The organism is Phenylobacterium sp. (genome assembly GCF_030679875.1).
In the GTDB taxonomy this organism is placed as follows: Bacteria; Pseudomonadota; Alphaproteobacteria; order Caulobacterales; family Caulobacteraceae; genus Phenylobacterium.
Map to the genome: position 1 here is coordinate 159,816 of NZ_JAUXSP010000002.1, position 13,029 is coordinate 172,844.

Consider the following 13,029-nt stretch of genomic DNA (forward strand, 5'->3'; position numbering starts at 1 on the left):
CCGGCGCAGTGATGGGGAAGCCTGGACGCGGCGTAAGTCTAGACCTTGCCGAGCTTTCGGATGGCCGCCGCCAGGGGCTTCTCGGCCTCGGCGTAACCCTCCCAGGCTTCGGTCTTCTTCAGCAGGTCCGGCACGGTGCGCAGGGTGAAGCGCATCGGATCAAGGCCCTTGCGCACCTGGCCCCAGGTCAACGGCATGGAGACGCCCGCACCGTCCCGGGCCCTCGGCGACAGGGGGGCGACCGCCGTCGCCATGCGGGCGTTGCGCAGATAGTCCACGAAGATGCGGCCCTCTCGCCTGGCCTTGGACATCACCGCCACGTAGCGCTTGGGATCGTCGGCGGCCATCTGACGCGCCACGTCATGGGCGAAGGTCTTGGCCTGGTCCCAGGTGAGCCCGCGCCCCTTGGAGAGCGGGGTGACCACATGCAGCCCCTTGCCGCCGGTGGTCTTGCAGAAGGGGGTGAGGCCGAGCGCCTCAAGGCGGTCCTTCACGTCCCGAGCGGCGGCCACCACGTCGTCGAAATCGAGGCCAGGGCCGGGGTCGAGGTCAAAGACCAGCCGCCCCGGCGTCTCCGGATCACCCTCCCGACAGTTCCAGGGATGCAGCTCAATGGCCCCCATCTGGGCCAGCGCCGCCAGGGCTTCGATGCGGTCGATCTGCAGATAGGGCTGCTTGTCGCCGGCCACGTCCACCTGCTCCAGCAGGTGCGAGGCGCCCTTGCCCGCATGGCGCTGGAAGAAGGTCTGGCCGCCGATCCCATCCGGGGCGCGGATCACCGAACAGGGCCGTCCCCGGATATGGTCGATCATCCAGGGTCCGACGGCCTCGAAGTAACGGGCGAGATCGGCCTTGGTCACAGGGGCGTCAGTGTCGGCCGAGCGGGGCCAGAGCGCCTTGTCGGGACTGGAGAGGCTCACCCCCATGACCACCACCGCCCCAGCAGGCCGGACCCTAGCGCCGCCGGGTTTGGCGGCGGGTTTGGCGGCCTTGGCGCCAGACGGCTTGGGCTGGGCGAGTTCCACATCCTCGACCGGCGCCGGGCGCTCCACCTCCACCTCGGCGGCGGGTTTGTCGGTGCGAAGGCCCTTGAATGACCCCTGGCGGACCATGCCCTCGCCGGTCCAGCCGGCGAACGCGATCTCGGCCACCAGCTCTGGCTTGGCCCAGTTGATGTCGCCCACCTTGCGCGGGGCGCCGGGGCCGCTGAACGGGCTCTTGTCGGCGGCCAGGGCCTCAAGCTTGGGCAGCACGCGGCCCACCACGGCTGCGCCAAAGCCTGTGCCGACCCGGCCCACATAGACCAGGTGATCGCCCCGGTTGACGCCGACCAGCAGGGAGCGCAGCTGGCCCTTGGCGCCGGTCCAGCCGCCGATCACCACCTCATGGCCGGCCCGGCACTTGGACTTGGTCCAGTCCTGGCTGCGGCCCGAGCGATAGGGGCCGTCCATGCGCTTGGAGATCACCCCTTCCAGGGACAGGCGGCAGGCTGACAGCAGCACCGCGTCGCCTGCGGTCTCGAAGTGCTCCACATAGCGGATCTGGCCGGCCAGCGCCTTGGCGTGGCGCGCCAGCACGGCGGCAAGTCTGGCCTTGCGCTCGCGCAGGGGCAGGTCGCGCAGATCCTCACCGTCCAGAACCAGGGCGTCGAAGGCGAAGAAGATCAGGTCGTCGCTGTCACCCTCGGCCAGGGCGGCCTGCAGGGCGGGAAAGTCCGGAGCGCCCTGGTCGTCCAGGGCGACAGCCTCGCCGTCATAGAGCCCGTCGGGCAGGGCGGCGGCATGGTCGGCGATCGCCTGGAACTTGCCGGTCCAGTCCAGGCCCTTGCGGGTCTTGAGGCTCGCCTGGCCGTCCTTGACGCGGAGCTGCAGGCGGTAGCCGTCAAACTTGATCTCATGGGCCCAGCCCGCCCCCTTGGGCGGCCGGTCCACCGACTTGCAGAGTTGGGGTTCGATAAAGCCCGGCAGGGGGGCGGCCTTGGCCTCAGCGGCCTTGCTCTCAGCGGCCTTTCTCTGGGCCGGTTTGGCCGCCGTCAGCTTCGTTGCGACCTTGGCGGGCCTGGCGCGCTCGCCCTTGGGCCGGGTCTCCCAGATGTCGTCGGCCGGGGCGGGGGATTTCGCCTGGCCCCGCATGAAGGGCTTGGCCCCCCTGCCGCTCCCGGCGGCGATGGCGTCCATGGCCCGGCCCGAAGCCACCGAGGTGGCCGTGGTCTCCAGCAGATCGTCGCCCTCCACGGCGGCCGCGTCCCGGTGCTTGATCAGCAGCCAGTTTTCGCGCTTGCCGCCGGTCCGGTCGCGTTTCATCCGCACCAGCACCCAGCTCCCATGCAGGCGCTCACCTTCCAGCACGAATTTAAGCTCACCCTTTTTCAGGGCTTCTTCAGGATCAAAACCGGGTTCCGGGGCCCAATAGCCCCGGTCCCACAACATGACCGAGCCGCCGCCATACTCGCCCTTTGGGATGGTCCCTTCGAAGTCGCCATAGCCCAAGGGATGATCCTCGGTGGCCACGGCCAGGCGCTTGTCGGCGGGATCGCGGGAGGGGCCCCGCGTCACCGCCCAGGACTTGAACACCCCGTCCATCTCCAGGCGGAAGTCGTAGTGCAGGCGGGTAGCCGCATGTTTCTGGATGACGAAGCGCAGGCGCTTGGAGACGGTGACCCCGTCTGCGCCTGCGGGTTCCTGGGTCTTGGCGAAGTCGCGCATCTCACGGTAGCGCGCCAGTTTCTCCGCCATAGGCATCCTCCCGTCAGCTTGCCAGGGCCGCCGCCTGCTGGACCGTCTCCTCGCCGGCCAGGGCGCCGACAAAGGCGTCGCGCCAGGCGCCCACATCCTCGCCCTGAACATTGTCGAACAAAGAGCGCCAGCGTTCGATTCGCTCCGCAAGCGGCATGGTCAGGGCGCGCTTGAGCGCCTCGGAGATTTCCTCGGGGCTGTTGGGATTGACGATCAGGGCCGCCCCCATCTGGTTGGCCGCGCCCGCGAACCGCGACAGGATCAGGACGCCGGGATCGGCGGGGTTCTGGGCGGCGACATATTCCTTGGCCACCAGGTTCATGCCGTCCCGCAGCGGGGTGACCACCCCCACCTTCGCCGCCCGATAGAGCCCGGCCAGTTCATCGCGGCGATAATTGTGGTTCACGCAGCGCAAGGGGTTCCAGTCCAGATCGGCGTGTTCGCCATTGATGCGGCCAGACAAGGCGTCGAGGCGGCCACGGATCTCCTGGTAGGATCTGACCGACTCCCGGCTGACCGGCGCCACCTGAACCATCAGGACTTCCCGGCGCAGGTCAGGGTTGTCGGCCAGGAATCGCTCGAAGCCGAGGAAGCGCTCCTCAAGGCCCTTGGAATAGTCCAGTCGGTCGACGCCGACGATCAGCTTGCGAAACACCGTATGGGCGGCCATGCGGTCGTAGGTCCGGCGGGCGCGCTCCGAGGCGACCATCTCGCCGAAGTCCTGGGCGTCCACGCCGATGGGGAAGGCGCCGGTCTGAACCGTGCGGCCGAAGGCTTTCAGCCGGTCCGGACCGAGCACCTCGCCGCCGGCCTCGGCCAGCACGTATTCCTGGAAGGCGGTGACATATTCCGGCGTCTGGAAGCCGACGAGGTCGTAGTCGAACAGGGCCTCGACCAGGGCCTTGTGGCTGGGCAGGGTCACCATCAGCTGGTGGGCCGGCCACGGGATATGCAGGAAGAAGCCGATCCGGTTCTTGACCCCCAGGCGCCGCAGCTCCCGGGCCATGGGGATCAGGTGATAGTCGTGGACCCAGATGAGGTCGTCCGGCTCGATCAGAGGGCGAAGGGTCTCGGCGAACCGCCGGTTCACCCGCTGGTAGCCCTCGTCGAAGGTCCGGTCATAGGCCGTCAGATCGACCCGGTAGTGGAAGAGCGGCCACAGGGTCTTGTTGGCGTAGCCGTTGTAATATTCCTCGTAGTCGCTTTCCTCCAGGTCGACGGTGGCGACAGTGACCCCTTCCACCCGGCGCATGGCGAGTTGGCCGGTGAACATCGGCGTGGTCCGCCCGCTCCAGCCGAACCAGATCCCGGAATATTCCCGCAGGGCGGCCGCCAGGGCCATCGCCAGGCCGCCGACGCTTTCCTCGCCCTTACCGCCGGGCGGATTGACCCGGTTGGAAACGACGATCAGACGACTCATAGGGCGGCCTCCAGCCAGTTCAGCACTGCGTTCACATCTTCCAACCGATGGGTCGCCGCACTGTTCCGAACTTGTCCCACCAGCACGCCGGCGCCGCCGAGCCTGCGGGCGGCGGCAAAGGCTGGTTCGTCGGTCTGATCATCGCCCACGAAGACCGGGATCGCGCCTTGGAACGGGGCCGCCTCCATGAAGGTGGCGAGCGAGTCTCCCTTGTCGGGGCCAGGGGTGCGCAGCTCGACCACCATGTGCCCGGGTTGCATTTTCAGCCCCGTGCGCGCGGCCCAGTCGCTGGCCAGGGCGCGGACCGCCGCCGCCTGTTCGGGCGCCTGGCGGTAGTGCAGGGCGGCGCTCAGGCCCTTCTCTTCCACCAGCAGGCCCGGGGTCGCCGCCGCCAGATCGTGAAAGACGGCGAGCACGGCGGGCAGGTCGGGATGAGGCTCGGGCGGAGTGTGGGTCCCATCGGGTTCGCGCCGGTCCAGGCCGTGGACGGCGGCCACGGGGCGCACGGCGCCATCGAGGATGTGATCGATTTCGGCCAGGGTCCGGCCCGACAGGATCGCCACCCGGCCGTCCATACGGCGTACCAGCTCCTCCAGGATGGCGGTGCGGCGGGTCTCTGGCCCCACGTCCTGGGGGCGGGCCACAATGGGCGCCAGCGTGCCGTCCAGGTCGAGAAACAGGGCCGAGCGGGTGAGGTCCAGGGCTGGGGGCGCCAGCTCTGCAGGTGTGTGTTCGATAATCGTCATGTCGTGAATGCGCCCCACAGGGCGCAGAACGCGCCGGGGCGGTGTTGGCTCCCTCTCCAGACGCCATGGCGGTTTGATGCGAACCGCTCCATGGCCTTGACGTTGCCTCAACGGAGTTAAGGCTAACTGGCCCCGACCTCCACCGCCGCCCGACCGATTTCCTGCCAGGAAGGTGACTCCATGCCCAAGGTGCCTCAAGCCGATGCGATCGTCCTGTTCGGAGGCGCCGGGGATCTCGCCCTGCGGATGCTGTTCCCGTCGCTCTATTTCCTCGACGCCGACGGCTTCCTGCCCGACGGGTTCAGGATCGTGGCCGCCGCCCGGGCCGAGATCGCGCCTGAAGCCTTCCAGACCATGGTTCGGGAGGCTGTGACCGAGCGAGCCAAGCCCCAGGGCCTGGACGAAGGCGTGTGGGACCGGTTCGTCCAGCGGCTGGACTACCGGGCCGTGGACGCCACCCAGGCTGATCGCCTGGGCGCCATCACCGAGGCGTTGGGCGAGGCCAAGGCGCCGATCTTCTATCTGGCCCTGTCACCAAGCCTCTATGTGGGGGTCTGCGAGGCCCTGGCCGGGGCCGGCCTGATCTCGGCGCAGAGCCGGATCGTCCTGGAAAAGCCCATCGGCCACGACCTCGAAAGCTCCCGGGGAATCAACGGCGCGCTCGCCGAGGTGTTCGAGGAGGAGCAGGTCTTCCGTATCGACCACTATCTGGGCAAGGAGACGGTGCAGAACCTGATCGCCCTGCGGTTCGCCAACACCCTGTTCGAGCCCCTCTGGAACAACCTGACCATCGACCACGTCCAGATCACCGTGGCCGAGACCGAAGGGGTGGGCGACCGCTGGCCCTATTATGACGAGCACGGCGCCCTGCGCGACATGGTCCAGAACCATGTGCTGCAGCTGCTCTGCCTGGTGGCCATGGAGCCGCCCTCGGACATGGAGGCGGAGTCCCTGCGCAACGAAAAGGTCAAGGTGCTGCGGTCGCTCCGCCCCTTCACCCGCCAGGACGTGGCCCAGGCCAGCGTGCGCGGCCAGTACGCCGCAGGCGTCGCCCAGGGTCAGTCGGCGACCTCCTATGAGGAGGAGCGTGGCCAGGAGAGCGCCACGGAGACCTTCGTGGCGCTTCGGGTGGATATCGACAACTGGCGCTGGGCCGGGGTGCCCTTCTTCCTGCGCACCGGCAAGCGGCTGCCCGAGCGGCGGACCCAGATCGCCATCCAGTTCAAGGGCGTGCCCCACTCGATCTTCGGCGGCCAGGCCGAGGGCGATCTGGTGGCCAACCGCCTGGTCATCGATCTGCAGCCGGACGAAGACATCGAGCTTTTGTTGATGAACAAGGCGCCGGGGATCTCCCAAGGGGGTATGCGGCTGCAGTCTTTGCCGCTGTCACTCTCCCTGCTGCGGGCCTATTCGGCGCCCAACGCGCGCCGGCGTATCGCCTATGAGCGGCTGATCCTCGACGTGATCCTGGGCAACAGCGCGCTGTTCGTCCGCCGCGACGAGGTGGAGCAGGCCTGGCGCTGGGTGGACGGCGTGGCCGAGGCCTGGGCCGAAGCCGGCATGGCGCCCAAGCCCTATGCCGCCGGCAGTTGGGGGCCTGCGGGCGCGTTCGCCCTGATCGAGCGGGCCGGCCGGGCCTGGTACGACTAGACCTAAGTCTTGAGCGCGTTTCGTCCGATAACCGGCTCCCACTTATCGGAACCCGCTCTGGCGGGGCCTAGCCTGCGCCGGTGGAGCCGAAGCCGCCGGCGCCGCGGGCGGTTTCGTCCAGGCTTTCGGTCTCTTCCCAGGTCGCCTGGATCACCGGCGCGATCACCAGCTGGGCGATCCGGTCGCCGCGGCGGATGGTGAAGTCTTCTTCCCCGAGATTGATCAGGATGACCTTCATCTCGCCGCGATAATCGGCGTCCACCGTGCCGGGCGAATTGAGGCAGGTGATCCCGAACTTGGCGGCGAGCCCAGAGCGGGGGCGCACCTGGCCCTCGAACCCGGGCGGCAGGGCCATGGCCAGGCCCGTGGGGACCATTTCCCGCTCCATGGGCCGCAGCACGATCGGCGCGTCCTCGGGCACGGCGGCGCGCAGGTCCATGCCGGCGGCCAGCGCAGTCTCATAGGCCGGCAGGGGCAGGTCGCCATTGTGGGCCAGGCGGACGATCTTGATCTTCGGGGTCATGCCAGGGCCTTCGCCATACGCTGGGCGAGCTTGGTCGCCACGTCGGATTTCGCGGTCTTGTCCCAGCGCTCCACGCCTGTGGCGCTGACGATGGAGACGGTGTTGTCGTCGCCGCCCATGACGCCCTCTACGCTGACATCATTGGCCACGATCCAGTCGCAGCCCTTGCGGGCGAGCTTGGCCTTCGCATAGGCCTCCACATCATTGGTCTCGGCGGCGAAACCAACCACCAGGCGGGGCCGCGCAGACCCTGGCGCCGACAGGGTCGCCAGGATGTCGGGGTTTTCCACCAGCTGCAGGGCGGGCGGGGCCTCGCCGGTCTTCTTGATCTTCACCGCGCCCTCGTCGGCGGGACGCCAGTCGGCGACGGCGGCGACGCAGACGGCCAGGTCGGCGGGCAGGGCGGCCTGACAGGCGGCCAGCATCTGCCGGGCCGTCTCCACCTGCACCCGCTTGACGCCCGCAGGCGCCGACAGCGCCGTGGGGCCAGACACCAGGGTGACCTCGCAGCCCAGGGCCGCCAGGGCCTCTGCGATCGCATAGCCCTGCTTGCCGCTGGAGCGATTGGTCAGGTAGCGCACCGGGTCGATGGGTTCGGCGGTGGGGCCCGCGGTGACGATGGCGCGGCGGCCGGCCAATGGACGGGACGCCTCTCCGCTCAGCATCCCCATGATCGCTTCAAAGATGGCCGCTGGCTCGGCCATGCGGCCTGGCCCGAATTCGCCACACGCCATGGCCCCCTCATCGGGCCCGACAAGGCTCACCCCGTCAGCCTTCAGGGTCGCCAGGTTCCGCTGGGTGGCGGGATGCGTCCACATGCGGACATTCATGGCCGGGGCCATCAGCACCGGCTTGTCGGTGGCCAGCAGGGTGGTCGAGGCGAGATCGCCCGCCAGGCCGTGGGCGGCCTTGGCGATCAGGTCGGCGGTGGCGGGGACGACCACTACAAGGTCGGCCGACCGGGACAACTGGATATGCCCCATCTCGGCCTCGTCGGTCAGGGAGAAGAGCTCGGAATAGACCTTGTCCTCAGCCAGCGCCGCCAGGGACAGGGGCGTGACGAACTGGGCGCCGGCGCTGGTGAGGATCGGCCGCACGCCGATCCCGGCCTTGCGCAGCAGGCGCGTCAGCTCCAGGGCCTTATAGGCGGCCACGCCGCCGCCCACGATCAGGAGAACTCGCTTCTCAGCCAAGGTCACAGGCCCTTTCGCTCACGGCCCACGCTATAGCCGCAACTGGCCTCTGGACAAACCGCCACATCTGTTCTTTGTTCGTTCCGCTACAGCTTGGGGCTGAACCTCTGGGGAGAGACACGGTGATGATGCGGTCAGTCGGGGCGCTCGCGGCGGGCGCCAGCCTTTTCATTCTCACAGCCTGCGACAACGGGCCCTCGGCGGTGACGCCGGCGCCCAGCGCGGGCGAGGCGGCGCAGGATGCGTCGGCCACCGCCCCGGCGGCGTCCAGCAGCACGGCCCGGGCCCCGGTTCCCAAGGTGGATGGCCGTCCCCTGTGGTCAGAGACCCAGCGCTATTCCGCCCAGGAGAACGCCGAGCGCGCCTATGCCCGCAACGGCGAGGCCTTTGGCGCCCGGGACCTGGACGACTTCGTCCGCAAGGCCCACGCCTTCGTCAATAATCCCCCGGCCGGGTCTGAGACGATCAAGCGGGGCAATGGGGACACGTTGATCTACGATCCTTCCGGCAACATCTTCGCCGTCGCGACCGCCCAGGGTTCGCCGCGGACCATGTTCAAGCCCGACAATGGGGCGGCCTATTGGGAAGAGCAGAAGGTGCGCGAGGCCGAACGGGGCGACGACTGAGCCTGATGGAACTCAGGCGAGCGCGCCGAGCAGGAAGGCGCCGCCGGCCGTCAGGGCGCCGAGGAAGAACCATAGCCACCCGGAGTCCCGCTCAGGCGCCGCGACCACGGCCACCGAGGGCTCGGGGTCCTGCAGCCGGCGCTTGAGGCCCTGCAGGATGTCGAGGCTTTCCTGGACCAGGCGCTTGGCCTGGGCGGGCGGGGCCAGTTCCCGGGCGATCCAGCGGCGCACCACAGGATCGGCGGCGGCCCAGATGTCGTGATCGGGATCGATCCGGCGGGCCACGCCCTCCACGGTCATCATGGTCTTCTGCAGCAGCACCAGCTCGGGGCGCAGGCGCATGTCGAAGAGGGCGGTGATCTCGAAGAGCTGGATCAGCACGCGGCTCATGGAGACCTGGCTGGCGGAGCGACCGAACACCGGCTCGCCGACCGCGCGCAGGGCCTGGGCGAAGGCCGCCCGGTCGTGGTGGGCGGGCACGTAGCCGGCGCGGAAATGCACCTCGGCCACCCGGAGATAGTCCCGGTCCAGGAAGCCCCAGAGGATTTCGGCGAGGTAGCGCCGCTCGTCAGGGCCAAGGCGGCCGACGATTCCATAGTCCACCGCCGTGATCTTCGCCGGCGCCTCGACGAACAGGTTTCCCTCATGCAGGTCGGCGTGAAAGACCCCGTGGTCCAGGGCCTGGGACAGGAAGGCGCGCAGCAGGTTGATGGCCAGGGTCGGGCGGTCGAGGCCCGGCAGCTCCAGGGCGGCGGGATCAGACAGGGGCGCGCCGGGCGCCCACTCCAGGGTCAGGACCTGCTTGCCGACGCCCTCCCAGACGACGGTGGGGGCCGCCATATAGCCATCCCGCCCCATGACCTCGCCCAACTCATCGCAGCCAGCGGCCTCCAGCCGCAGATCCAGCTCAAGCTCGGTGGCGCGGATGACGGTCTGGGCGAAGGCCCGGGGCTCCAGCCTGCGGGCGGCGGGCACATAGCGGTCCACCAGCCGGGCCGCCTGGGCGAGCGCCGCGGAGTCCTGGGCGACCCGCACCCCGATATGCGGGCGCAGCACCTTGACCGCCACCCGGCGGCCATCCCGCAGGCGGGCGTCATGGGCCTGAGCCAGCGAGGCGGCGGCGACGGCCTCGCCGAACTCCGCGAACAGGCTCTCGACGGGGGCGCCGAGGGTCGCCTCGACCTGGGCCCGGGCGATCTCGGCGGGGAAGGGGGGCAGTCTGTCCTTCAGCCGTGACAGATCCTCGGCGAACGGGGCGCCAAAGATATCGGCCCGGGTGGACATGAGCTGGCCGAGCTTGATGGCCACGGGCCCGAGCTGGACCAGGGCCTGGGCGAGCCGTTCGCCCGGCCGACCGGTTTTGGCCTGCTTTCCGGCCAGCAGACGCAAGGTCCGCCCAAGGTCGCGGACCGGCGGCGGGTACAGGGCCTCAAGTTCGGCGGGCAGCAGGGCGTCGTGCCTGGCCAGGGTCCAGGCGGCGGCGATCAGCCGGCCATAGGCGGCGGGACGCGCCATGTCAGATGGCCCAGCCCTGATGCAGGGCCGCCACCCCGGCGGTGAAGTTGGTGTAGCTGACCCGGGCGAAACCGGCCTCGCGCATCATCTGGGCGAAGCTCTCCTGGTCGGGGAAGCGGCGGATGCTTTCCACCAGATACTGGTAGGACTCCCGGTCCTTCGCCACCAGCTCGCCCACGGCGGGGATGACCTTGAACGAATAGGCGTCATAGGCCTTCTGCAGGGGCTCGGTGACCGGCCGGGAGAACTCCAGGCACAGGAACCGGCCGCCAGGTTTCAGCACACGCCGGGCCTCGCGCAGGGCTGCGGGAATATCGGTGACATTGCGGATGCCGAACGAGATCACATAGGCGTCGGCGCAGGCGTCGGGCAGGGGCAGGCCCTGGGCGTCGCCGACGTTCCAGCAGATCTCCGGCTCGGAACCCTTCTCGCGGCCGGCCGTAATCATCTCGGCGTTGTAGTCCATCAGCAGGATGGTGGCGTCGGGGCCGCCCCGGCGCTGCTGGGCTCGCCGGGCCATCTTGGCGAAACGTCTCGCCATATCGCCGGTGCCGCCGGCGCAGTCGATGATCACCTCGCCGGGCTGGGGGTTCAGGCGGGCGGCGACGGCGTCCTTCCAGAGGCGGTGGACGCCGCCGCTCATCAGGTCGTTCATCAGGTCATAGCGGTGGGCGACGCTGTCGAAGACGCCGCGCACCAGGCGCGGCTTCTCGTCGGCCGCAACGTCGCGAAAGCCGAAGGTGGCGGCAGGTCCGGTCATGGCTCGCCTCTTAGCCTCCCTGAGCCGCCCGCGCCAGCGCAAGGCCGCAGGGCGCGGTTGAAGTTGATCACGGGCCCGGCCTCTGCCAATCGAAGCGACATGCCTGAACTTCCCGAGGTCGAGACCGTCCGCCGCGGCCTGGCGCCTGTCCTGGACGGCCAGCGCCTGACCCGCGTGGAGGCGCGGCGCCCCGACCTGCGCTTCCCCTTCCCCGAGGGCTTCGTCCAGCGGCTGGCCGGGGCGCGGATCGAGACCCTGTCGCGGCGGGCCAAGTATGTGCTGGCGCCTACCGACCGGGGCGACACCCTGGTCATGCACCTGGGCATGAGCGGGCGCTTCGAGATCGCCCGACCCGAGGGGACGATCCGACCGGGCCAGTTCGTCTATGCGGCTGATCCCGATCCCCGCCACGCCCATGTGGTCTTCGAGACCGAGGCCGGCGGCCGGGTCACCTATTACGACCCCCGTCGGTTCGGCTATATGGGCCTGATCCCCACCGAGGCCCTGGCCGAGCATCCCTGGTTCGCCGGCATGGGGCCAGAACCCCTGTCGGACGCCTTCGACGTCGCCCATCTCGCCCGCGCCTTCGAGGGCCGCAGGCAGGGCCCCAAGACTCTGTTGCTGGATCAGAGGATCGTCGCGGGCCTGGGCAATATCTATGTGTGCGAGGCCCTGCACATGGCCCGCATCTCCCCCTTCGGCCCGGCGGGCAAGATCAGCAAGCGGCGCCTTTCCGGCCTGGTCGACGCCATTCGCGAGGTGCTGGCCGCGGCCATCGCCGCAGGCGGGTCGACCCTGCGTGACTATGCGGGCGCCGACGGGGCGCTGGGCTATTTTCAACACAGTTTCAGGGCCTATGGACGGGAAGGCGCGGCCTGTCCGAACCCCGGCTGCGCCGGAACCATCGAGCGCCAGGTCCAGGCCGGCCGCTCGACCTTCCACTGCCCCGCCTGCCAGAGGTGAGTTTGATGCGACATCTTCGGGGCTTGTGCGTCCTCGTCCTCATCGCGACGGCGGCCGCCTGCGCGCCGCATCCCGCCCGCGCCGAGCCGGCCATGTGGATTGTCCGCGACCACGATTCCGAAATGGTGCTGTTCGGCTCCATGCATCTCCTGCCGCCGGGGCTGTCTTGGCGTCCAGCGGCCCTCGACAGCGCCCTGGCCGAGGCTGACGACCTGTGGTTCGAGCTGCCGGTCGATCCTGCGACCGAGCAGGAGGCCGCCCGCCTGGCCATGCGGCTCGGGGTGCTGCCCCCGGGCCCCGGACTCTATGAGCGCCTGCCCGAGGAGAGCCGGCTGCGCCTGGGTCGACTGGCCGTGACCTATGGCCTGCCCCCCAATCTTCTTGACCAGCTCAAGCCCTGGTTCGCTGAGGTGCTGCTGATCACCAGCATGGTGGGCGCCCAGGGCGGCGACATCGCCCATGGGGTCGAGCAGCAGATCAGCGCCACCGCCCCGGTCGGGGTCCGGCGCGAGGCCCTGGAAACCATCGAAGATCAGCTGTCGGCCTTCGACGACGTTCCGCTGGAGGCGCAGCTCGCCAGCCTCGTCTACAATCTGCGGGCCATGGAGGAGGATCCTGAGGCCTTCGACCGGTTGGTGGCGATCTGGATGGCGGCCGACCTCGCCGCCCTGGAGGCTGAGGCCCTGGAGCCCCTCAAGGCCCTCGCGCCAGACCTCTATCAGGCGCTGATCGTCGAGCGGAACGCCGACTGGCTGGCGCAGCTGCAGGACAGGCTTGCAGGCTCCGGCCGCACGGTGGTGGTGGTCGGCGCCGGCCATCTGGTGGGCGAGGTGGGCCTGCCCCAACGCCTGCGCGCCCTTGGCTATGAGGTCGAGGGGCCTTAATCGGCAGGGACGCG

11 protein-coding genes are annotated in these 13,029 nt (G+C 69.4%); 4 read left to right on the forward strand and 7 right to left on the reverse strand.

Annotation, left to right across the window (positions count from 1 at the left end; genetic code table 11):
* Positions 1-38: 38 nt before the first annotated feature.
* From ligD to otsB, 3 genes are read right to left on the reverse strand one after another with little or no spacing between them, the layout of a single operon-like run.
* Positions 39-2,735 (reverse strand): DNA ligase D, encoded by a 2,697-nt coding sequence (gene ligD, locus Q8K84_RS01195; RefSeq protein ID WP_305279775.1) that lies wholly within the window; start codon positions 2,733-2,735, stop codon positions 39-41.
* 13 nt (positions 2,736-2,748) lie between these two features.
* Positions 2,749-4,155, reverse strand: a complete 1,407-nt coding sequence (locus Q8K84_RS01200; RefSeq protein WP_305279776.1) for a trehalose-6-phosphate synthase — start codon at positions 4,153-4,155, stop codon at positions 2,749-2,751.
* Positions 4,152-4,901: a trehalose-phosphatase gene (otsB, locus tag Q8K84_RS01205; RefSeq protein ID WP_305279778.1), complete on the reverse strand. Its 750-nt coding sequence runs from the start codon at positions 4,899-4,901 to the stop codon at positions 4,152-4,154. Before otsB ends, Q8K84_RS01200 begins: the two co-directional genes overlap by 4 nt.
* A 180-nt stretch (positions 4,902-5,081) precedes the next feature.
* Here otsB and zwf point away from each other — a divergent pair, with 180 nt between their 5' ends.
* Complete coding sequence (gene zwf, locus Q8K84_RS01210; protein WP_305279780.1) at positions 5,082-6,551, forward strand: glucose-6-phosphate dehydrogenase; 1,470 nt, start codon at positions 5,082-5,084, stop codon at positions 6,549-6,551.
* Positions 6,552-6,618: 67 nt separating this feature from the next.
* Here zwf and dut read toward each other — a convergent pair whose 3' ends face one another.
* The gene (dut, locus tag Q8K84_RS01215) at positions 6,619-7,074 is read right to left on the reverse strand and encodes a dUTP diphosphatase (RefSeq protein WP_305279781.1); all 456 of its coding nucleotides are present in this window, start codon (positions 7,072-7,074) and stop codon (positions 6,619-6,621) included.
* Positions 7,071-8,267 (reverse strand): bifunctional phosphopantothenoylcysteine decarboxylase/phosphopantothenate--cysteine ligase CoaBC, encoded by a 1,197-nt coding sequence (gene coaBC / locus Q8K84_RS01220; RefSeq protein WP_305279784.1) that lies wholly within the window; start codon positions 8,265-8,267, stop codon positions 7,071-7,073. The genes dut and coaBC overlap by 4 nt, the downstream gene beginning before the upstream one ends.
* A 125-nt stretch (positions 8,268-8,392) precedes the next feature.
* Here coaBC and Q8K84_RS01225 point away from each other — a divergent pair, with 125 nt between their 5' ends.
* Entirely contained in the window at positions 8,393-8,893 is a 501-nt protein-coding gene (locus tag Q8K84_RS01225) for a hypothetical protein (protein WP_305279787.1), read from the forward strand.
* Positions 8,894-8,905: 12 nt separating this feature from the next.
* Here the strand turns inward: Q8K84_RS01225 and ubiB are convergent, their stop codons facing one another.
* Together ubiB and Q8K84_RS01235 are read right to left on the reverse strand one after the other, a co-directional pair.
* A complete protein-coding gene (gene ubiB / locus Q8K84_RS01230; RefSeq protein WP_305279789.1) occupies positions 8,906-10,408 on the reverse strand; it encodes a 2-polyprenylphenol 6-hydroxylase in 1,503 nt (500 codons plus the stop codon).
* A gap of 1 nt (position 10,409) precedes the next feature.
* Positions 10,410-11,168 carry a class I SAM-dependent methyltransferase gene (locus Q8K84_RS01235; protein ID WP_305279792.1) on the reverse strand — a complete coding sequence of 253 codons (759 nt, stop codon included), beginning with the start codon at positions 11,166-11,168 and terminating at the stop codon, positions 10,410-10,412.
* Positions 11,169-11,267: 99 nt separating this feature from the next.
* Here Q8K84_RS01235 and mutM point away from each other — a divergent pair, with 99 nt between their 5' ends.
* The gene (gene mutM, locus Q8K84_RS01240; RefSeq protein ID WP_305279793.1) at positions 11,268-12,131 is read left to right on the forward strand and encodes a bifunctional DNA-formamidopyrimidine glycosylase/DNA-(apurinic or apyrimidinic site) lyase; all 864 of its coding nucleotides are present in this window, start codon (positions 11,268-11,270) and stop codon (positions 12,129-12,131) included.
* 5 nt (positions 12,132-12,136) lie between these two features.
* Positions 12,137-13,015: a TraB/GumN family protein gene (locus tag Q8K84_RS01245; protein WP_305279796.1), complete on the forward strand. Its 879-nt coding sequence runs from the start codon at positions 12,137-12,139 to the stop codon at positions 13,013-13,015.
* The last annotated feature ends 14 nt before the right edge of the window (positions 13,016-13,029 follow it).

What these genes read in the sequence shown, in the direction of transcription:
- Q8K84_RS01235 (WP_305279792.1), bottom strand. Translation starts at nt 11,168, where the DNA reads ATGACCGGACCTGCCGCCACCTTCGGCTTTCGCGACGTTGCGGCCGAC.
- Q8K84_RS01245 (WP_305279796.1), top strand. Translation starts at nt 12,137, where the DNA reads ATGCGACATCTTCGGGGCTTGTGCGTCCTCGTCCTCATCGCGACGGCG.
- Q8K84_RS01200 (WP_305279776.1), bottom strand. Translation starts at nt 4,155, where the DNA reads ATGAGTCGTCTGATCGTCGTTTCCAACCGGGTCAATCCGCCCGGCGGT.
- zwf (WP_305279780.1), top strand. Translation starts at nt 5,082, where the DNA reads ATGCCCAAGGTGCCTCAAGCCGATGCGATCGTCCTGTTCGGAGGCGCC.
- Q8K84_RS01225 (WP_305279787.1), top strand. Translation starts at nt 8,393, where the DNA reads ATGATGCGGTCAGTCGGGGCGCTCGCGGCGGGCGCCAGCCTTTTCATT.
- ubiB (WP_305279789.1), bottom strand. Translation starts at nt 10,408, where the DNA reads ATGGCGCGTCCCGCCGCCTATGGCCGGCTGATCGCCGCCGCCTGGACC.
- ligD (WP_305279775.1), bottom strand. Translation starts at nt 2,735, where the DNA reads ATGGCGGAGAAACTGGCGCGCTACCGTGAGATGCGCGACTTCGCCAAG.
- dut (WP_305279781.1), bottom strand. Translation starts at nt 7,074, where the DNA reads ATGACCCCGAAGATCAAGATCGTCCGCCTGGCCCACAATGGCGACCTG.
- mutM (WP_305279793.1), top strand. Translation starts at nt 11,268, where the DNA reads ATGCCTGAACTTCCCGAGGTCGAGACCGTCCGCCGCGGCCTGGCGCCT.
- otsB (WP_305279778.1), bottom strand. Translation starts at nt 4,901, where the DNA reads ATGACGATTATCGAACACACACCTGCAGAGCTGGCGCCCCCAGCCCTG.